Source organism: Inquilinus sp. OTU3971 (assembly GCF_038440215.1).
Genome location: NZ_JASATH010000094.1, coordinates 1 through 13,354 on the forward strand (window position 1 = coordinate 1; position 13,354 = coordinate 13,354).

Annotated in this window: 15 protein-coding genes; 11 read left to right on the top strand and 4 right to left on the bottom strand. The window is 71.0% G+C overall.

All coding sequences use genetic code 11. The annotated features are described in order from the left end of the window. The first annotated feature begins 166 nt into the window (after positions 1-166). The 6 genes from AAHM41_RS22320 (at position 167) to AAHM41_RS22345 (ending at position 5,589) form a co-directional block, all read left to right on the top strand. A complete protein-coding gene (locus tag AAHM41_RS22320; protein ID WP_342238787.1) occupies positions 167-865 on the top strand; it encodes an ArsR/SmtB family transcription factor in 699 nt (232 codons plus the stop codon). A gap of 82 nt (positions 866-947) precedes the next feature. Further along, the gene (locus tag AAHM41_RS22325; RefSeq protein WP_342238788.1) at positions 948-1,379 is read left to right on the top strand and encodes a GFA family protein; all 432 of its coding nucleotides are present in this window, start codon (positions 948-950) and stop codon (positions 1,377-1,379) included. 63 nt (positions 1,380-1,442) lie between these two features. Next, a complete protein-coding gene (locus tag AAHM41_RS22330) occupies positions 1,443-2,141 on the top strand; it encodes an EI24 domain-containing protein (RefSeq protein WP_342238789.1) in 699 nt (232 codons plus the stop codon). A gap of 280 nt (positions 2,142-2,421) precedes the next feature. Beyond that, positions 2,422-2,970, top strand: a complete 549-nt coding sequence (locus AAHM41_RS22335) for a bactofilin family protein (RefSeq protein WP_342238790.1) — start codon at positions 2,422-2,424, stop codon at positions 2,968-2,970. 487 nt (positions 2,971-3,457) lie between these two features. Beyond that, complete coding sequence (glk, locus tag AAHM41_RS22340; protein WP_342238791.1) at positions 3,458-4,408, top strand: glucokinase; 951 nt, start codon at positions 3,458-3,460, stop codon at positions 4,406-4,408. After that, entirely contained in the window at positions 4,408-5,589 is a 1,182-nt protein-coding gene (locus AAHM41_RS22345; RefSeq protein ID WP_342238792.1) for an aminotransferase class V-fold PLP-dependent enzyme, read from the top strand. Before glk ends, AAHM41_RS22345 begins: the two co-directional genes overlap by 1 nt. A gap of 17 nt (positions 5,590-5,606) precedes the next feature. Here AAHM41_RS22345 and AAHM41_RS22350 read toward each other — a convergent pair whose 3' ends face one another. Genes AAHM41_RS22350 through AAHM41_RS22360 form a run of 3 tightly spaced genes read right to left on the bottom strand, consistent with a single transcriptional unit; the run spans position 5,607 to position 6,693 of the window. After that, a complete protein-coding gene (locus AAHM41_RS22350) occupies positions 5,607-5,993 on the bottom strand; it encodes a type II toxin-antitoxin system VapC family toxin (RefSeq protein WP_342238793.1) in 387 nt (128 codons plus the stop codon). Continuing rightward, on the bottom strand, positions 5,993-6,220 hold the full coding sequence (locus AAHM41_RS22355) for a type II toxin-antitoxin system Phd/YefM family antitoxin (protein ID WP_342238794.1): 228 nt from the start codon (positions 6,218-6,220) through the stop codon (positions 5,993-5,995). Before AAHM41_RS22355 ends, AAHM41_RS22350 begins: the two co-directional genes overlap by 1 nt. 56 nt (positions 6,221-6,276) lie before the next feature. Beyond that, positions 6,277-6,693: a secondary thiamine-phosphate synthase enzyme YjbQ gene (locus AAHM41_RS22360; RefSeq protein ID WP_342238795.1), complete on the bottom strand. Its 417-nt coding sequence runs from the start codon at positions 6,691-6,693 to the stop codon at positions 6,277-6,279. An 84-nt stretch (positions 6,694-6,777) separates the two neighbouring features. Between AAHM41_RS22360 and AAHM41_RS22365 the strand changes: the two genes are divergently transcribed. Further along, positions 6,778-7,920: a DUF3095 domain-containing protein gene (locus AAHM41_RS22365; RefSeq protein WP_342238796.1), complete on the top strand. Its 1,143-nt coding sequence runs from the start codon at positions 6,778-6,780 to the stop codon at positions 7,918-7,920. Beyond that, positions 7,917-8,240, top strand: coding sequence for a cupin domain-containing protein (locus tag AAHM41_RS22370; RefSeq protein WP_342238797.1), 324 nt, complete (start codon positions 7,917-7,919; stop codon positions 8,238-8,240). Before AAHM41_RS22365 ends, AAHM41_RS22370 begins: the two co-directional genes overlap by 4 nt. A gap of 6 nt (positions 8,241-8,246) precedes the next feature. Here the strand turns inward: AAHM41_RS22370 and ade are convergent, their stop codons facing one another. After that, complete coding sequence (gene ade / locus AAHM41_RS22375) at positions 8,247-9,953, bottom strand: adenine deaminase (RefSeq protein ID WP_342238798.1); 1,707 nt, start codon at positions 9,951-9,953, stop codon at positions 8,247-8,249. Between the two features lie 182 nt (positions 9,954-10,135). Here ade and AAHM41_RS22380 point away from each other — a divergent pair, with 182 nt between their 5' ends. The 3 genes from AAHM41_RS22380 to AAHM41_RS22390 are packed head-to-tail and all read left to right on the top strand — an operon-like array spanning position 10,136 to position 13,351. Beyond that, complete coding sequence (locus AAHM41_RS22380) at positions 10,136-12,646, top strand: response regulator (RefSeq protein ID WP_342238799.1); 2,511 nt, start codon at positions 10,136-10,138, stop codon at positions 12,644-12,646. Continuing rightward, entirely contained in the window at positions 12,636-13,043 is a 408-nt protein-coding gene (locus AAHM41_RS22385) for a response regulator (RefSeq protein ID WP_342238800.1), read from the top strand. The genes AAHM41_RS22380 and AAHM41_RS22385 overlap by 11 nt, the downstream gene beginning before the upstream one ends. Then, entirely contained in the window at positions 13,040-13,351 is a 312-nt protein-coding gene (locus tag AAHM41_RS22390; RefSeq protein ID WP_342238801.1) for an Hpt domain-containing protein, read from the top strand. The genes AAHM41_RS22385 and AAHM41_RS22390 overlap by 4 nt, the downstream gene beginning before the upstream one ends. Positions 13,352-13,354 lie beyond the last annotated feature (3 nt).

Below are 13,354 nucleotides of genomic sequence, written 5' to 3' on the forward strand. Positions count from 1 at the left end.
TTAGCCCGGCGGCCTGCGCCAGCGCCGGCGGCGTCAGGCAATGGCGGCGGACATAGTCGAGAATCGCGAAGGTGTCGGTCATGGTCGGGTCTCCAGGTTCGTCGCCTCCACTCCACATCCGCATCCGGCCCTTGACCAGCAGAGACAAATCGATCACCATCGAAATATGAAGGAAGGTCTTGATCTGGCGAGCTTATCGTCCCTGATTGGCGACCCCAGCCGGGCGCTGATCCTGTCGGCCCTGTTCGGCGGGGAGGCGCTGCCGGCGGGCGAGCTGGCGTTCCGCGCCCGGGTCACGCCGCAGACCGCCTCGAGCCACCTGGCCAAGCTGACCGAGGCCGGGCTGGTCACCGTCGAGCGCATGGGGCGGCACCGTTACTATCGGCTGTCGGGACCGGAGATCGGCTCTCTCCTGGAGAAGATGATGACGGTCGCATGGGCCCCGGCGGTCGAGCGGTCGCGCGTGCCGGCGCCGCTGCGCGACGGCCGTATGTGCTACGACCATCTCGCCGGCCGGCTGGGCGTGGCGGTGGCCGATGCGATGGTGGCCCGGGGCGTGCTGGCGCGGGGCGACGACGCCTTCGCCCTGACCGACGCCGGAACCGCCTGGCTGGCGACGCTGGGCATCGACGCGGCGGCGCTGCGGGACGGCCGCCGGTCCTTCGCCCGCCACTGCATCGACTGGAGCGAGCGCCGGCCGCATCTGGCCGGCGCGCTGGGCGCCGCCATCGCTGAACGCTTCGTCGACCGCGGCTGGATCCGGCGCGACCGCGACAGCCGCGCCGTGGCCCTGACCGAGGACGGCCGCGCCGCGCTGGCCGGGATCTTCGGGCCGGAGGTGCTGGCCGAGGCGACCGCCGCCTGAGCGCCGGCGCAAGATCCGCAAAGACGCTTCATCGCCAGTCACTGTAGAACAGGGACGTCGCCGCCTCGTCGAAGGATTGCCGATGTCGGAGAACGCCAAGCCCGGGGGATGCGGTTGCGGCGCCGTGCGCTATGCCGTGTCGGGCGCGCCGTGCTGGGTGGCAGCCTGCCATTGCCGCGACTGCCGACACGCCACCGGTGCGCCCTACTCCGTCTATGCCGGCTTCGAGCGCGTACAGGTGAGCTGGAGCGGCGAGGCCCCGAGGCGCTTCCGCTCCTCACCCGGCGCCGAGCGCTTCTTCTGCGGCCGCTGCGGCACGCCGCTGGCCTATGAGGGTGAGCGCTGGCCGGACGAGGTGCATCTGCTGGTGACGACGCTCGACGACCCCGGCGCCCTGCCGCCGCAGGGGCATGTCTATGTTGACCAGAAGCTGCCCTGGGTGCATCTCGCCGACGGCCTGCCGCGCTACCGCACCACCGCCGGCGAAGGCGGCCCGATGACGGAGGACGAGTAGCCCTTGCGCGGCGTCCCCTGCCGCCCCAGGTGAACGGCCGCGACATCAACCGCACCGAGACCGATGCCGAACGCTCTCCGCCTCGCCCTGCAGCAGATCACGTCCGATCCGGCGATCCGCCGGGTGCTGTGGGTCAGCTTCGCCGCCACCATCGCCCTGGTCCTGACCCTGCCGGCCCTCGCCGGCTGGGGCCTGTCCTTCGTCCACATCGCCAACTGGTCCTGGGTCGACACCACCCTCGACGTGCTGGGCGGCGTCGCCGTGCTGGCGCTCGGCATCCTGCTGTTCCCCGCCATCGTCGGCCTGGTGGCCGGGCTGTTTCTCGACGACGTCGCCGAGGCGGTCGAGGCCCGCCATTTCCCCGCCCTGCCGCCGCCGCGGCGGCAGCGGATCGGCGAGATCGTGTGGGGTTCCGCCCGCTTCTTCCTGGCGCTGGTCGCGTTCAACCTGATCGCGGTCGGCATCGTGCTGGTGGTGCCGGGTGTCAACCTGCTGGTGTTCTGGCTGGTGAACGGCTACCTGCTGGGCCGCGAATATTTCGAACTGGTGGCGGCGCGCAGGGTCGAGCCCGCGGCGGCGCGGGCGCTGTGGCGCGAGCGCCAGGGCCGCTTCATCGTCGCCGGCCTGGTGCTGGCCGCGATCCTGCTGATTCCGGTGGTCAACCTGGTGGTGCCGGTGTTGGGCGCCGCCTTCATGACCCATGTCTTCCACCGCGCCGTCGGCGCCGCCGGCCGGACCCCGGCGGGGCGGATGGCCGGATAGTTCATTTGACCGAAATGCGGCATAATGGCTCCAGTGCCAGGAACGGGGCTGGCGGCCGCGGGTTGATCGGCGGATAAGCATCCAGCTACAGTCCTGACCCCATCGCCCGATGGGGCATCCAGCCCGGAACCACAACAAGCAGGGGGACACCCGCGTGTTTCGTCGACGCAACCCCGCTGGCGGAGGATCGGATGGCGGCGCCGAGCGGCAAGGCTATCCCGCCGCCACGGACACGTCCTTAGTCCGGCCCACCGCCCCGACCGCGCCTCAAGGAGAGCCCATGTCGTCCACCGCCAAGCCCGCCACCGGCTACAAGACCGAGCTGCCGCGCCGGGTCGACCTGCCCGGTACCGGTGCGATCGGCGGCGTCCGCCGCCCGGCGGAGTCGGCGGGACCGACCGGCCGCGAATCGCCGCGCAAGCTGATCGTCGGCAGCGAGATCTCGCTGGCCGGCGAGATCACCGCCTGCGACCACTTGGTGGTCGAGGGCCGGATCGAGGCCAAGATCAAGGATTGCCAGACCATCGAGATCGCCGAGCAGGGCGTGTTCAAGGGCTCGGCCGAGATCCGCGACGGCGACATCGCCGGACGGTTCGAGGGCGATCTGTCGGTCTCCGGCCTGCTGCGCCTGCGCGCCAGCGGCGTCGTCACGGGCACCATCAAGTATGGCGAGCTGCAGGTCGAGACCGGCGGCAAGCTGATCGGCACGCTGCAGCCGCTGGGCGGCGACGCCGGAGCGGCGACGGCCCCGGCCGCGACGGCGGCTGCCCCGCAGCCCGCCCCGACCCCGCTGTTCGACGACAAGGCCGAGGCCGGCGGCGACCGCTGAGCCGGCCGGATCGGACCCATTGCGACCGCGAGCGACCGGGGCGACCCGGCCGTTTCGCTGTCTGGCGGGCGACTCGGGAGCCGGGAGCAGTTTCAACCGGCCAGCCAGCCGGCGCACCGCGGCCGCGGCACCGATCCTGCCGGCACGCAAGAAAAAGGGCCGCAGCGAACTGCGGCCCGAGTTTAGGGAGGAAACGCCCAAGAAGTGCGTTACGACAGCAGCATCGCTGCATGTCGCAATGCACAATTTAGGCAGTTCGCCGGACAAATCAAGAGGAAAATGAATTCCTCTTGTGAAACAGCCACTTAGAACTCATTCGTGCCTAAGATATGTGCAATTAGCATTAAGTTTGTGCTGCGATGCACACTCCCGCGCCGACTCCGGCCTGGCGACACGCTTCGACTCGCGGCCCGCGGCCCGACGCTTCGGGCTTGCCCCCGGCCGTCGCATGAGGGAAGCATGGCCATCCTGCACCAGCCGGCCCGCCATGCCTGAGTCCCTCGCCCTCATCGCCGATCTCGGCGGCACCAACGCCCGCTTCGCCCTGGCCGATGCCGCCGGCACGCGCGACACCAAGATCCTGCACGGGCCGGACTATCCGACCCTGGCCGAGGCCGCCCACGCCTATCTCGATATGGTCAAGCCGGCGACTCCGCCCCGGCAGGCGGCGATCGACGTGGCCAGCCCGGTCACCGGCGACCAGGTGACGCTGACCAACGCCGCCTGGTCGTTCTCGATCGCGGCGCTGAAGGCGGAGCTCGGGCTGGAGCGGCTGGAGGTGATCAACGACTTCACCGCCGTCGCCCTGGCGGTGCCGTATCTGGACGAGGGCGACCGCGTCCGGATCGGCAGCGGCACGCCGGTGGCGGACGAGCCGATCGGCGTGCTCGGCCCCGGCACCGGCCTCGGCGTCTCCGGCCTGGTGCCGAGCGGCGGGCGCTGGGCCGCCCTGGCCGGCGAGGGCGGGCACGTCACCATGGCGGCAGCGACCGAGCGCGAGGCGGCGGTGCTGGACCGGCTGCGCCACCGCCACCAGCACGTCTCGGCCGAGCGTGTGCTGTCCGGCATGGGGCTGGTCAATCTCTACGAGACGCTGTCGCAGCTGGACGGGATCGACCCGGTGCAGCGCGACGCCGCCGCCGTCACCGAGGGCGCCAGGACCGGCGACCCGCACTGCGCCGAGGCGGTGTCGATGTTCGCCTCGATGCTCGGCACCATCGCCGGCAACCTGGCGCTGACGCTGGGGTCCCGCGGCGGCGTCTACATTGCCGGCGGCATCGTGCCGAAGCTAGGCCCGCTGTTCGACGGCGCGCTGTTCCGCCAGCGCTTCGAGGCCAAGGGCCGGATGCGCAGCTTCGTCGTCGGCATCCCGACCTATCTCGTCACCCACCCGCTGCCGGCCTTCCTCGGATTGCGCTCGGTGCTGGGCCTGACCTGATGATGCTCGATCTCGACCGGCTGCGCGCCGGCACCCCCGGCTGCGCCCGGGTGCTGCATCTCGACAATGCCGGCTCGGCCCTGCCGCCCGCCCCGGTGCTGGACGCGATGCTGGACCATCTGCGCCGGGAGGCGGAGATCGGCGGCTATGCCGCGGCCGCGGAGGCCGAGCCGCGGCTGGAGGCAGCCTATCTCTCGATCGCCCGGCTGATCGGCGCCGATCCGGCCGAGATCGCCATGATGGAGAACGCCACCCGCGCCTGGGACATGGTGTTCTATGGCCTGCTCTTCCGGCCCGGCGACCGGATCCTGACCGCCAAGGCCGAATACGCCTCCAACACCATCTCCTACCTGCAGGTGGCGCAGCGCACCGGCGCGGTGGTCGAGGTCGTGCCCGATGACGCCACCGGCCAGCTCGACGTCGCGGCGCTGGAGCGGGCGGTGATGGCCACCGATCGCGGCCCGGCGCGGCTGATCACGGTCAGCCACATCCCGACCAATGGCGGGCTGGTGAATCCGGCAGCGGCGATCGGGAAAGTCGCACGCGCGCATAGCATCCCCTATCTGCTCGACGCCTGCCAGTCGGTCGGCCAGATGCCGGTCGATGTCGAGGACATCGGCTGCGACATGCTGTCGGCCACCGCCCGCAAGTTCCTGCGCGGGCCGCGCGCGGTCGGCTTCCTCTATGTCCGGCGGTCGATGCTGGACCGGATCGACCCGCCCTTCCTCGACCTCTACGCGGCGGAGATGGTGGCGCCCGACCGCTATGTGGTGCGCCCCGACGCCCGCCGCTTCGAGAATTTCGAGCGCAACTTCACCGGCATCCTCGGCATGGGCGCCGCGGTCGACTACGCCCTCGCCCTCGGCCTCGACGCCATCCGCGGCCGCGCCCGGGCCCTGGCGGAACGGCTGCGCCACGGGCTTTCGGCCCTGCCCGGCGTCACCGTGCGCGACAAGGGCGCCGAGCGCTCGGCGATCGTCAGCTTCACCAAGGCCGACGAGCCCGCCGAGGCGCTGCACCGGCGGCTGCGCGAGGCCGGCATCAACACCAGCGTCACCCGCCGCCGCTCGACCATGTTCGACATGACCGACCGCGGCCTCGACGCGATGCTGCGGGCCTCGCCGCACTACTACAACAGCGAGGCCGAGATCGACCGGTTCGTGGCGGTGGTCGCGGGCTGAACAGATCGGGCCTCTCGTCAGCTTCCCGCCTCGATCAGCCGGACCGCATACGCCCGAAAGATCGGATCGGCCGTCATCAGCTCCAGGCCCTCCGCCTGGGCCTGTGCAATCAGCATGCGGTCGAACGGATCGCGATGATGCGGCGGCAAGGCCCCGGCCTGCTGGCCATGGAAGAACGAGATCGGCAGCTTGGAGAAACCCTTCTCCTCCACCACAGCCTCGATATCGGCCGGCGCCGTAAGCTTCCCGAGCTGGCGCTTGATCTCGATTTCCCAGGCCGTCGCCGCGCTGACGAAGATGCGGTTCCGTGGCTCGGCGATAACCTCTCGCGCCAATCGTCCAAGAGCGGGATCGTTTGCAAGCCACCACAGGAACGCATGCGTGTCGAGCAGGACCGCACGCATCACTTACCCTCGAAGAGGTCCGCGATGGCCTCGTTCGAGGCGTCGAAATCCGGCGCGATGACGATTTGGCCCTCATAGCCACCGGGTTGGCGTCGCGCCCCGGCATAGGGCACGAGTTCGACCCACGGCTCGCCCGCCCTTGCGATCACCACCTGCTCCCCGGCCCGCGCCTTCTCCGCCAGGGCCGACAGGTTGCTCTTCGCCTCGTGCATATTCACCCGGATCATGGCGGCTCTCCTTAGCCCGCTTAGCTAAGCATAATTCATAGCGAGCTTGCCGTCATCTACTCTCCCAGCAGATGCAGCACGATCTCGCGCCGGTGCGGCCGGCGGCGATGCTCGAACAGGTAGATCCCCTGCCAGGTGCCGAGCGCCAGCCGTCCGGACGCAACCGGGATCGACAGCTGCACCTGGGTCAGCGCGGTGCGGATATGGGCCGGCATGTCGTCCGGTCCCTCGGCATCGTGGATGTAGCCGTCGCCCTCCGGCGCGATCCGCTCGAAGAACGCCTCCAGATCGGCCCGGACATCCGGATCGGCATTCTCCTGGATCAGCAGCGAGGCCGAGCTGTGCCGGCAGAACACGGTCAGCAGGCCGGTCCCGATCCGCTGCGCCTCGACCCAGGGCCGAATCTGCGGCGTGATCTCGACCAGCCCCTTGCCGCGGGTGGTCAGCTGGAGGGTGTGGAGGAACTGCTGCATCGGCCCACCATGCGTCGAGCGGTGTGCCGGATCAACGGCAGCGACGGGATGGCGGATCCCCGCCCGATCGGCGAGAATGCGCCCATGGCCGAAGACGAGTTCTACCTCCAGGTGCCGGTGTTCGACGGCTTCGCCCGGCTGACCGACCCGGCGCTGTACCGGCCGCTGCCGGAGGACTGGGTGATCGGCCTGTCCGACGTCGTCTCCTCCACCGCCGCGATCCGCGCCGGGCAGTACAAGAGCGTCAACATCGCCGGCGCGGCGCTGATCGCCGCCGTGTCCAACGCCCTGGCGCAGCGCGACTTCCCCTTCGCCTTCGGCGGCGACGGCGCCAGCTTCGCCCTGCCGCCCGGCGACGCCGACACCGCCCGCGCCGCCCTGGCCGCCACCGCCGCCTGGGTGCGCGACGAACTGGGCCTGACCCTGCGGGTCGGGCTGGTGCCGGTGGCGGAGATCCGCGCCGCTGGCTGGGACATCCGCGTCGCCCGCTACGCCCCGTCGCCGAACGTCGCCTACGCCATGTTCATGGGCGGCGGCCTGGCCTGGGCCGAGCGCGAGCTGAAGGCCGGCGCCTTCGCGGTCGAGCCGGCGCCGGCCGGCACCCGCCCGGACCTGACCGGCCTGTCCTGCCGCTGGCAGGAGTTCCCGGCCCGCCACGGCGTGGTGGTGTCGCTGATCGCCGCCCCGGCCGTGGCCGAGAGCGAGGCCGGCTTCCGCGAGCTGGTCGGCGACATCCTGCGCATGACCGGGCGCGAGAGCGAGGCCGAGCACCCGATCGCCGATCTCGGCCGCGGCCTGGTCTGGCCGCCGCCCGGGCTGGATGTCGAGGCGCGGGCGTCGCGCGGCGCCGGCCAGCCGCTGCTGCTGCGCAAGCTGGTGCTGGGGCTGCACAGTCTGGCCGGCTGGACGCTGTTCCGCTTCGGCATCCCGCTCGGCGGCTTCCAGCCCGGGCGCTACATGCGCGAGATGGTCGCCAATGCCGATTACCGCAAATACGACGACGGGCTGCGCATGACGCTGGACTGCACCCCGGCCCTGGCCGACCGGCTGGAGGCGCGCCTGCTGGCCGCCGAGCAGGCCGGCATCGCCCGCTTCGGCCTGCACCGGCAGGATTCGGCGATCGTCACCTGCTTCACCCCGTCGCCGCTGCGCAGCGACCATGTCCATTTCGTCGACGGCGCCGCCGGCGGCTATGCCGCCGCCGCGTCCCGGCTGAAGCTGCCGTGAAGGCCGGCAACCTCTTCGACGAGCTGCCGCAGGAGGCGGCGGAGGAGCAGGTCACCACCCTGCTGCAGGCCGCCGGCTTCGTGCTGGAGCGCATCGTCTCCACCGGTCAGGCCAGCCCGCCGGGCTTCTGGTACGACCAGGAGCGGGCGGAATGGGTGGTGCTGCTGCGCGGCTCCGCCGGGCTGGAGATCGAGGGCGAGGCGGCACCCCGCACCCTGCGCCCCGGCGACTGGGTGCACATCCCGGCCCATGCCCGCCACCGCGTCGCCTGGACCGCCCCGAACCAGCCGACGGTGTGGTTGGCCCTGCATCATGACTAGCCGCGGCTAGGCGGCAATCAGCTCGAAGCGGTCGACATCCACCAGGCCGCGGTCGGTGATCTTGAGATGAGGGATCACCGGCAGAGGCAGGAAGGCGAGCTGGATGAAGGGCTCCGGCAGCGGGCAGCCCATCGCCCTGACCGCCCGGCGCAGCGCCCGCAGGTCGTCGGCCACCCGCTCGAAGGGCTGCAGGCTCATCAGACCCGCCAGGGGCAGGGCGATCTCGCCGGCCACCTGGCCGTTGCGCACCGCGACGAAGCCGCCCTGCAGCTCGATCAGCCGATTCACCGCGACGGCCATGTCGGCGTCGTTGTCGCCGACAACGCAGATGTTGTGGCTGTCATGCCCGACCGAGGAGGCCAGCGCCCCGCCGCGGAAGCCGAAGCCCTTGACGAAGGCGCGGCCGACATTGCGGTTCACCCCGTGCCGGGCGAAGACGCAGATCTTGAGGATGTCCTGGTCCGGGTCGGGGTGGCGGCAGCCGTCGCGCCAGGGCAGGGTCGCAGTCAGCGCCTCGGTGATGATCTTGCCCGGGATCAGCCCGATCACCGGACCGGTCGGGCCGGAGGTCGGGGCGCGGAAATCCTCCACCGCCACCGGGTCGAGCCTGACCGAGCCGAGCCCGACCGGCGCCGGGGCCGCGCGGCCTTCGAAGATCTCCGGCCCGACCACGCGCCCGGCGCTGATCACCTGCGACACGGCACAGCTCTCGAGGTCGTCCAGCAGCACCAGATCGGCCCGGCGGCCGGGGGCGACCAGGCCGCGGTCGCGCAGGCCGAAACCTTGGGCCGCCGACCAGGTGGCGGCGCGGTAGACATGGGCCACCGGCGCGCCCTGGCGGATCGCGGCCCGGATCAGGTGGTCGAGATGGCCTTCCTCGGCGATGTCCAGCGGGTTGCGGTCGTCGGTGCACAGGCCGAGCAGCGGCGATGTCTCGGCCGAGATGATCGGCGCCAGGGCGTGCACGTCCTTGCTGACCGAGCCGTCGCGGATCAGGATCTGCATGCCCTTGCGCAGCTTCTCCAGCGCCTCCTCCGGCCCCGTCGTCTCGTGGCAGTTGCGGATGCCGCAGGCGAGATAGGCGTTGAGCGGCTTGCCGCGCAGCAGCGGCGAATGGCCGTCGATATGGCCGTCCTGGAAGGCGGCCAGCTTCTCCAGCACCGCCTCGTCCTTGGCCAGCAGGCCGGGGAAGTTCATGAATTCGGCCAGGCCGATCACCTTGGGATGGCCGCGGTGCCGCACCAGATCGGCGGCGTCGAGCCGGGCGCCTGCGGTCTCGAGTTCCGTCGCCGGCACACAGGAGGAGAGCTGGACCCGCAGGTCCATCGCCGTGCCGAGGGCACCGTCGAGGAAATAGCGCAGCCCCGTCTCGCCCAGCACGTTGCAGATCTCGTGCGGGTCACAGATCGCGGTGGTGGTGCCGCGCGGCAGCACGCAGCGGTCGAACTCCGCCGGCGTCACCAGGGTCGATTCGCAATGCACATGAGTGTCGATAAAGCCGGGGACCACGACCTTGCCGCGCCCATCGATCTCGGCCGTCCCGGCATAGTCGGCGCAGGTGCCGACGATGCGGTCGCCGCAGATCGCCACGTCGCCCTCCAGCAGCGCGCCGGTGATCACGTCGAGGGTGCGCGCGCCCTTGATCACCAGATCGGCGGGCGCATGGCCCAGCGCCTGGTCGATTCGCCGCCTCAGATCCGCCGTGCCGCTCATGCCGTCCTCTCCTGCCAGGCCGGCAGCGTAGCAGGAACGAAGCCGATCCGTGCCTGCCTTCGAAATAGATAGGATTTTATGTGAATTATTCCTACCGTCCACCCGACGGCGACACGGCCGCCGGTTTCGACTATCACCTGATCAGGAGGCCATCGGCCGGGGCGATCGGGAGACTCATGGGAATGGAGAAGCTTCTGGGCTCGGTCCGCTCGATCGTCCTGCTCGCGATCCTGGGCTTCCTGCTGTTCTTCGGCGCAGCCGGATGGCTCGGCAAGCAGTTCCTGGCCGACAACGCCCGCACCCAGGCCCGGGTCGACCACACCAACCTGGTGATCGCCACCATCTATGAGGCCCGGCTGAACATCGCCCGGGCCCAGGCTTTGAGCCGCAGCTTCGTCCTCACCGGCAACCCGCGGGACGCGGCGGTCGCGGAGGACAGCGCCCGGCTGGCCACCGACAAGCTGCTGGATCTGCGCAGCCTGACCGCCGACAACCCGGACCAGGTCCGGCGCTTCGACGACGCCGCGGTCATCACCGAGCAGATCCTGGTCACCAACGACCGGATCATCGCCTCGGTCCGGCAGGGTGATCTCGACGGCGCCCAAGCCATCGTCCGGGGCGCCGCCGACCAGGCGCCGGCCTTCCGTGCCAGGATCGAGGAGGCGGTGGCCACCGAGACGGCGTTGCTGGCGGAGCGCCAGGACGCCACCGAGGCGACGCTGCGGCGGATCGCCTGGCTGCTGGGCGGTGTCGCCGCGCTGGCCGCCCTGTGCGGGCTGCTGGCGGCCTGGGCGCTGTCGCGCCAGGTGCGCACCGACCAGAAGCGCTACCGCGAGCTGGAGCAGGCCAAGCTGGAGAGCGACGCCGCCGCCCGGGCGCTGGCGGAAAGCCAGGCCCAGCTGCAGGCCATGCTGGACAGCGCCCGCGACCCGATCCTGGTGGTCGGCCAGGACGGCGTGGTCGGGCTGGCCAACCGCGCCTGCGGCGAGGCCTTCGGCGTGGCCGCCGGCGAGCTCGTCGGCACCGACATCTCCGCGCTGGCGCCGGCCCTGGCCGGCGGCGCCCAGCCGACCGGCGAGGTGACGGTGACGCGGCGCGACGGCAGCAGCTTCCCGGCCGAGATCTCGACCGGCGTGTTCGAGCGCGACGGTCACGCCGCCTCGGTCTGCATCCTGCGCGACATGACCGAACGGCACCGGCTGGACCAGTTGAAGAACGAGTTCGTGTCGACGGTGAGCCACGAGCTGCGCACGCCGCTGACCTCGATCCGCGGCTCGCTGGGCCTGATCGTGGCCGGGGCGGCGGGGGCCATCCCCGACAAGGCAAAGTCGCTGCTGGAGATCGCCCACAAGAACAGCGAGCGGCTGGTCGGGCTGGTCAACGACATCCTCGACATCGAGAAGATCGAGTCAGGGCGGATGGAGTTCCGGCACGATCGGCTGGAGGTCGGGGCGTTGGTCGACCAGGCGATCGAGATGAACCAAGCCTATGCGGCACAGCACCGGGTGGAGTACTGGGTATCGGCAAGGCCGGATGCGGCCTTGCTCATGCTGGGTGACGCCGACAGAATCACACAGGTGCTGACCAACCTACTGTCGAACGCGGCCAAGTTCTCGCCGGCCGACGCCGTGGTGGACGTCGCCATCCACGTCTTTGGGCACTTTGTCCGGATCAGCGTGCGGGACCACGGCGCCGGCATCCCGGAGGAGTTCCGGAGCCGGATCTTCCAGCGCTTCGCCCAGGCCGACGCAAGCGACGTGCGGCGCAAGGGTGGCACCGGCCTCGGCCTGTCGATCGCCAAGGCCATCATCGAACGCCATGGCGGCCGCATCGGCTTCGAGCCGGCGGAGGGCGGCGGCACCCGCTTCTGGTTCACCCTGCCGCTGCTGGCCGAGGCGCCGGAGAGCGCCGCCCTGCCCGGCGACACCCGGCGCCGGGTGCTGATCTGCGAGGACGACCCGGACGTCGCCACCCTGCTGGGCCTGATGATCGAGCAGGATGGCTGGCGGGCCGACATCGTCCGTGACGCCGAGACGGCGCTGGAGAAGGCCCGCACCGGGCAGTACGACGCGATGACGGTCGACCTGCTGCTGCCGGGCATGGACGGCATCACCCTGATCCGTCAGCTGCGCGCAGACCCGGCCACGGCGGACCTGCCGATCGTCGTCGTTTCCGCCACCGCCCAGGACGGCAAGCGCGAGCTGAACGGCGACGCCTTCAACATCGTCGACTGGCTGGACAAGCCGATCGAGCAGCTGCGGCTGCGGACGGCGCTACGCCAGGCGGGCTTACGCAGCCGCAGCGGCCGCGCCTGCATCCTGCATGTCGAGGACGATGACGACGTGATCAAGGTGGTGGGCGCCATCGTCCGCGACGAGGCGGAGATCGTGCCGGCGCGGTCGCTGCAGGAGGGCCGCGCGAAGCTGGCGCAGCGGCGCTTCGACCTGGTCATCATCGATGTCGGGCTGCCCGACGGCTCCGGCCTCGACCTCTTGGAGACGATCAGCGCCCGCACGCCGCGGGAGCCGGTGCTGATCTTCTCGGCCCAGGATTCCAGCGCCTCCTACGCCAGCGCGGTCTCCGCCTCGCTGGTCAAGAGCCGCACCGACAACGAACAGCTGCACCAGACCATCACCGACCTGATCAACGGCCTGATCCAGGACAAGCAAGGGGGCCCCCGCCATGGCCGATGAGGTGCTGACCCGCATCCTCTATGTCGAGGACGATGCCGACATCCGCTCGGTCGCCGGCTTCGCGCTGGAGGCGGTCGGCGGCTTCGTCCTGGCCGCCTGCGCCTCGGGCGAGGAGGCGCTCGCCCGGGCCCCCGGCTTCGCGCCGCAGCTGCTGCTGCTTGACGTGATGATGCCGGGCATGGACGGGCCGGAGACGCTGGCGGCGCTGCGCGAGATGCCGGGCACCGCGGTGACGCCGGCCGTGTTCATGACCGCCAAGGTGCAGCTGCACGAGGTGGCGCGCTACCGTGCCCTCGGCGCCATCGATGTCATTTCCAAGCCGTTCGACCCGATGACGCTGTCGGACGAGATCCGCGCCATCTGGGCCAGGCGCGACGGCCGGGGCACGGGGTCGTGACCCAGGACGCGCTGCAGGCCCAGCTGGACCGGCTGCGGGCGAAATTCGCGGCCGAGCTGCCGCAGACGCTGGCCGAGGCCGAGGCGCTGCTGGCGGCGCTGCGGGCCGGCGACGGCGAGGCGCTGAAGGGGCTGCACTTCGTCGCGCACCGGTTGCATGGCACCGGCGGAACCATGGGCTTCGCCGCCCTGTCCGGCGTCGCGGCCGCGCTGGAAGCACGGCTCGACGCCTGCCTCAAGGCCGGCGGCGCCGGGCCGGAGGACATCGAGGCGATCGCGGCCGGGCTGGCGGCGCTGAAGGCGGCCTGAGCC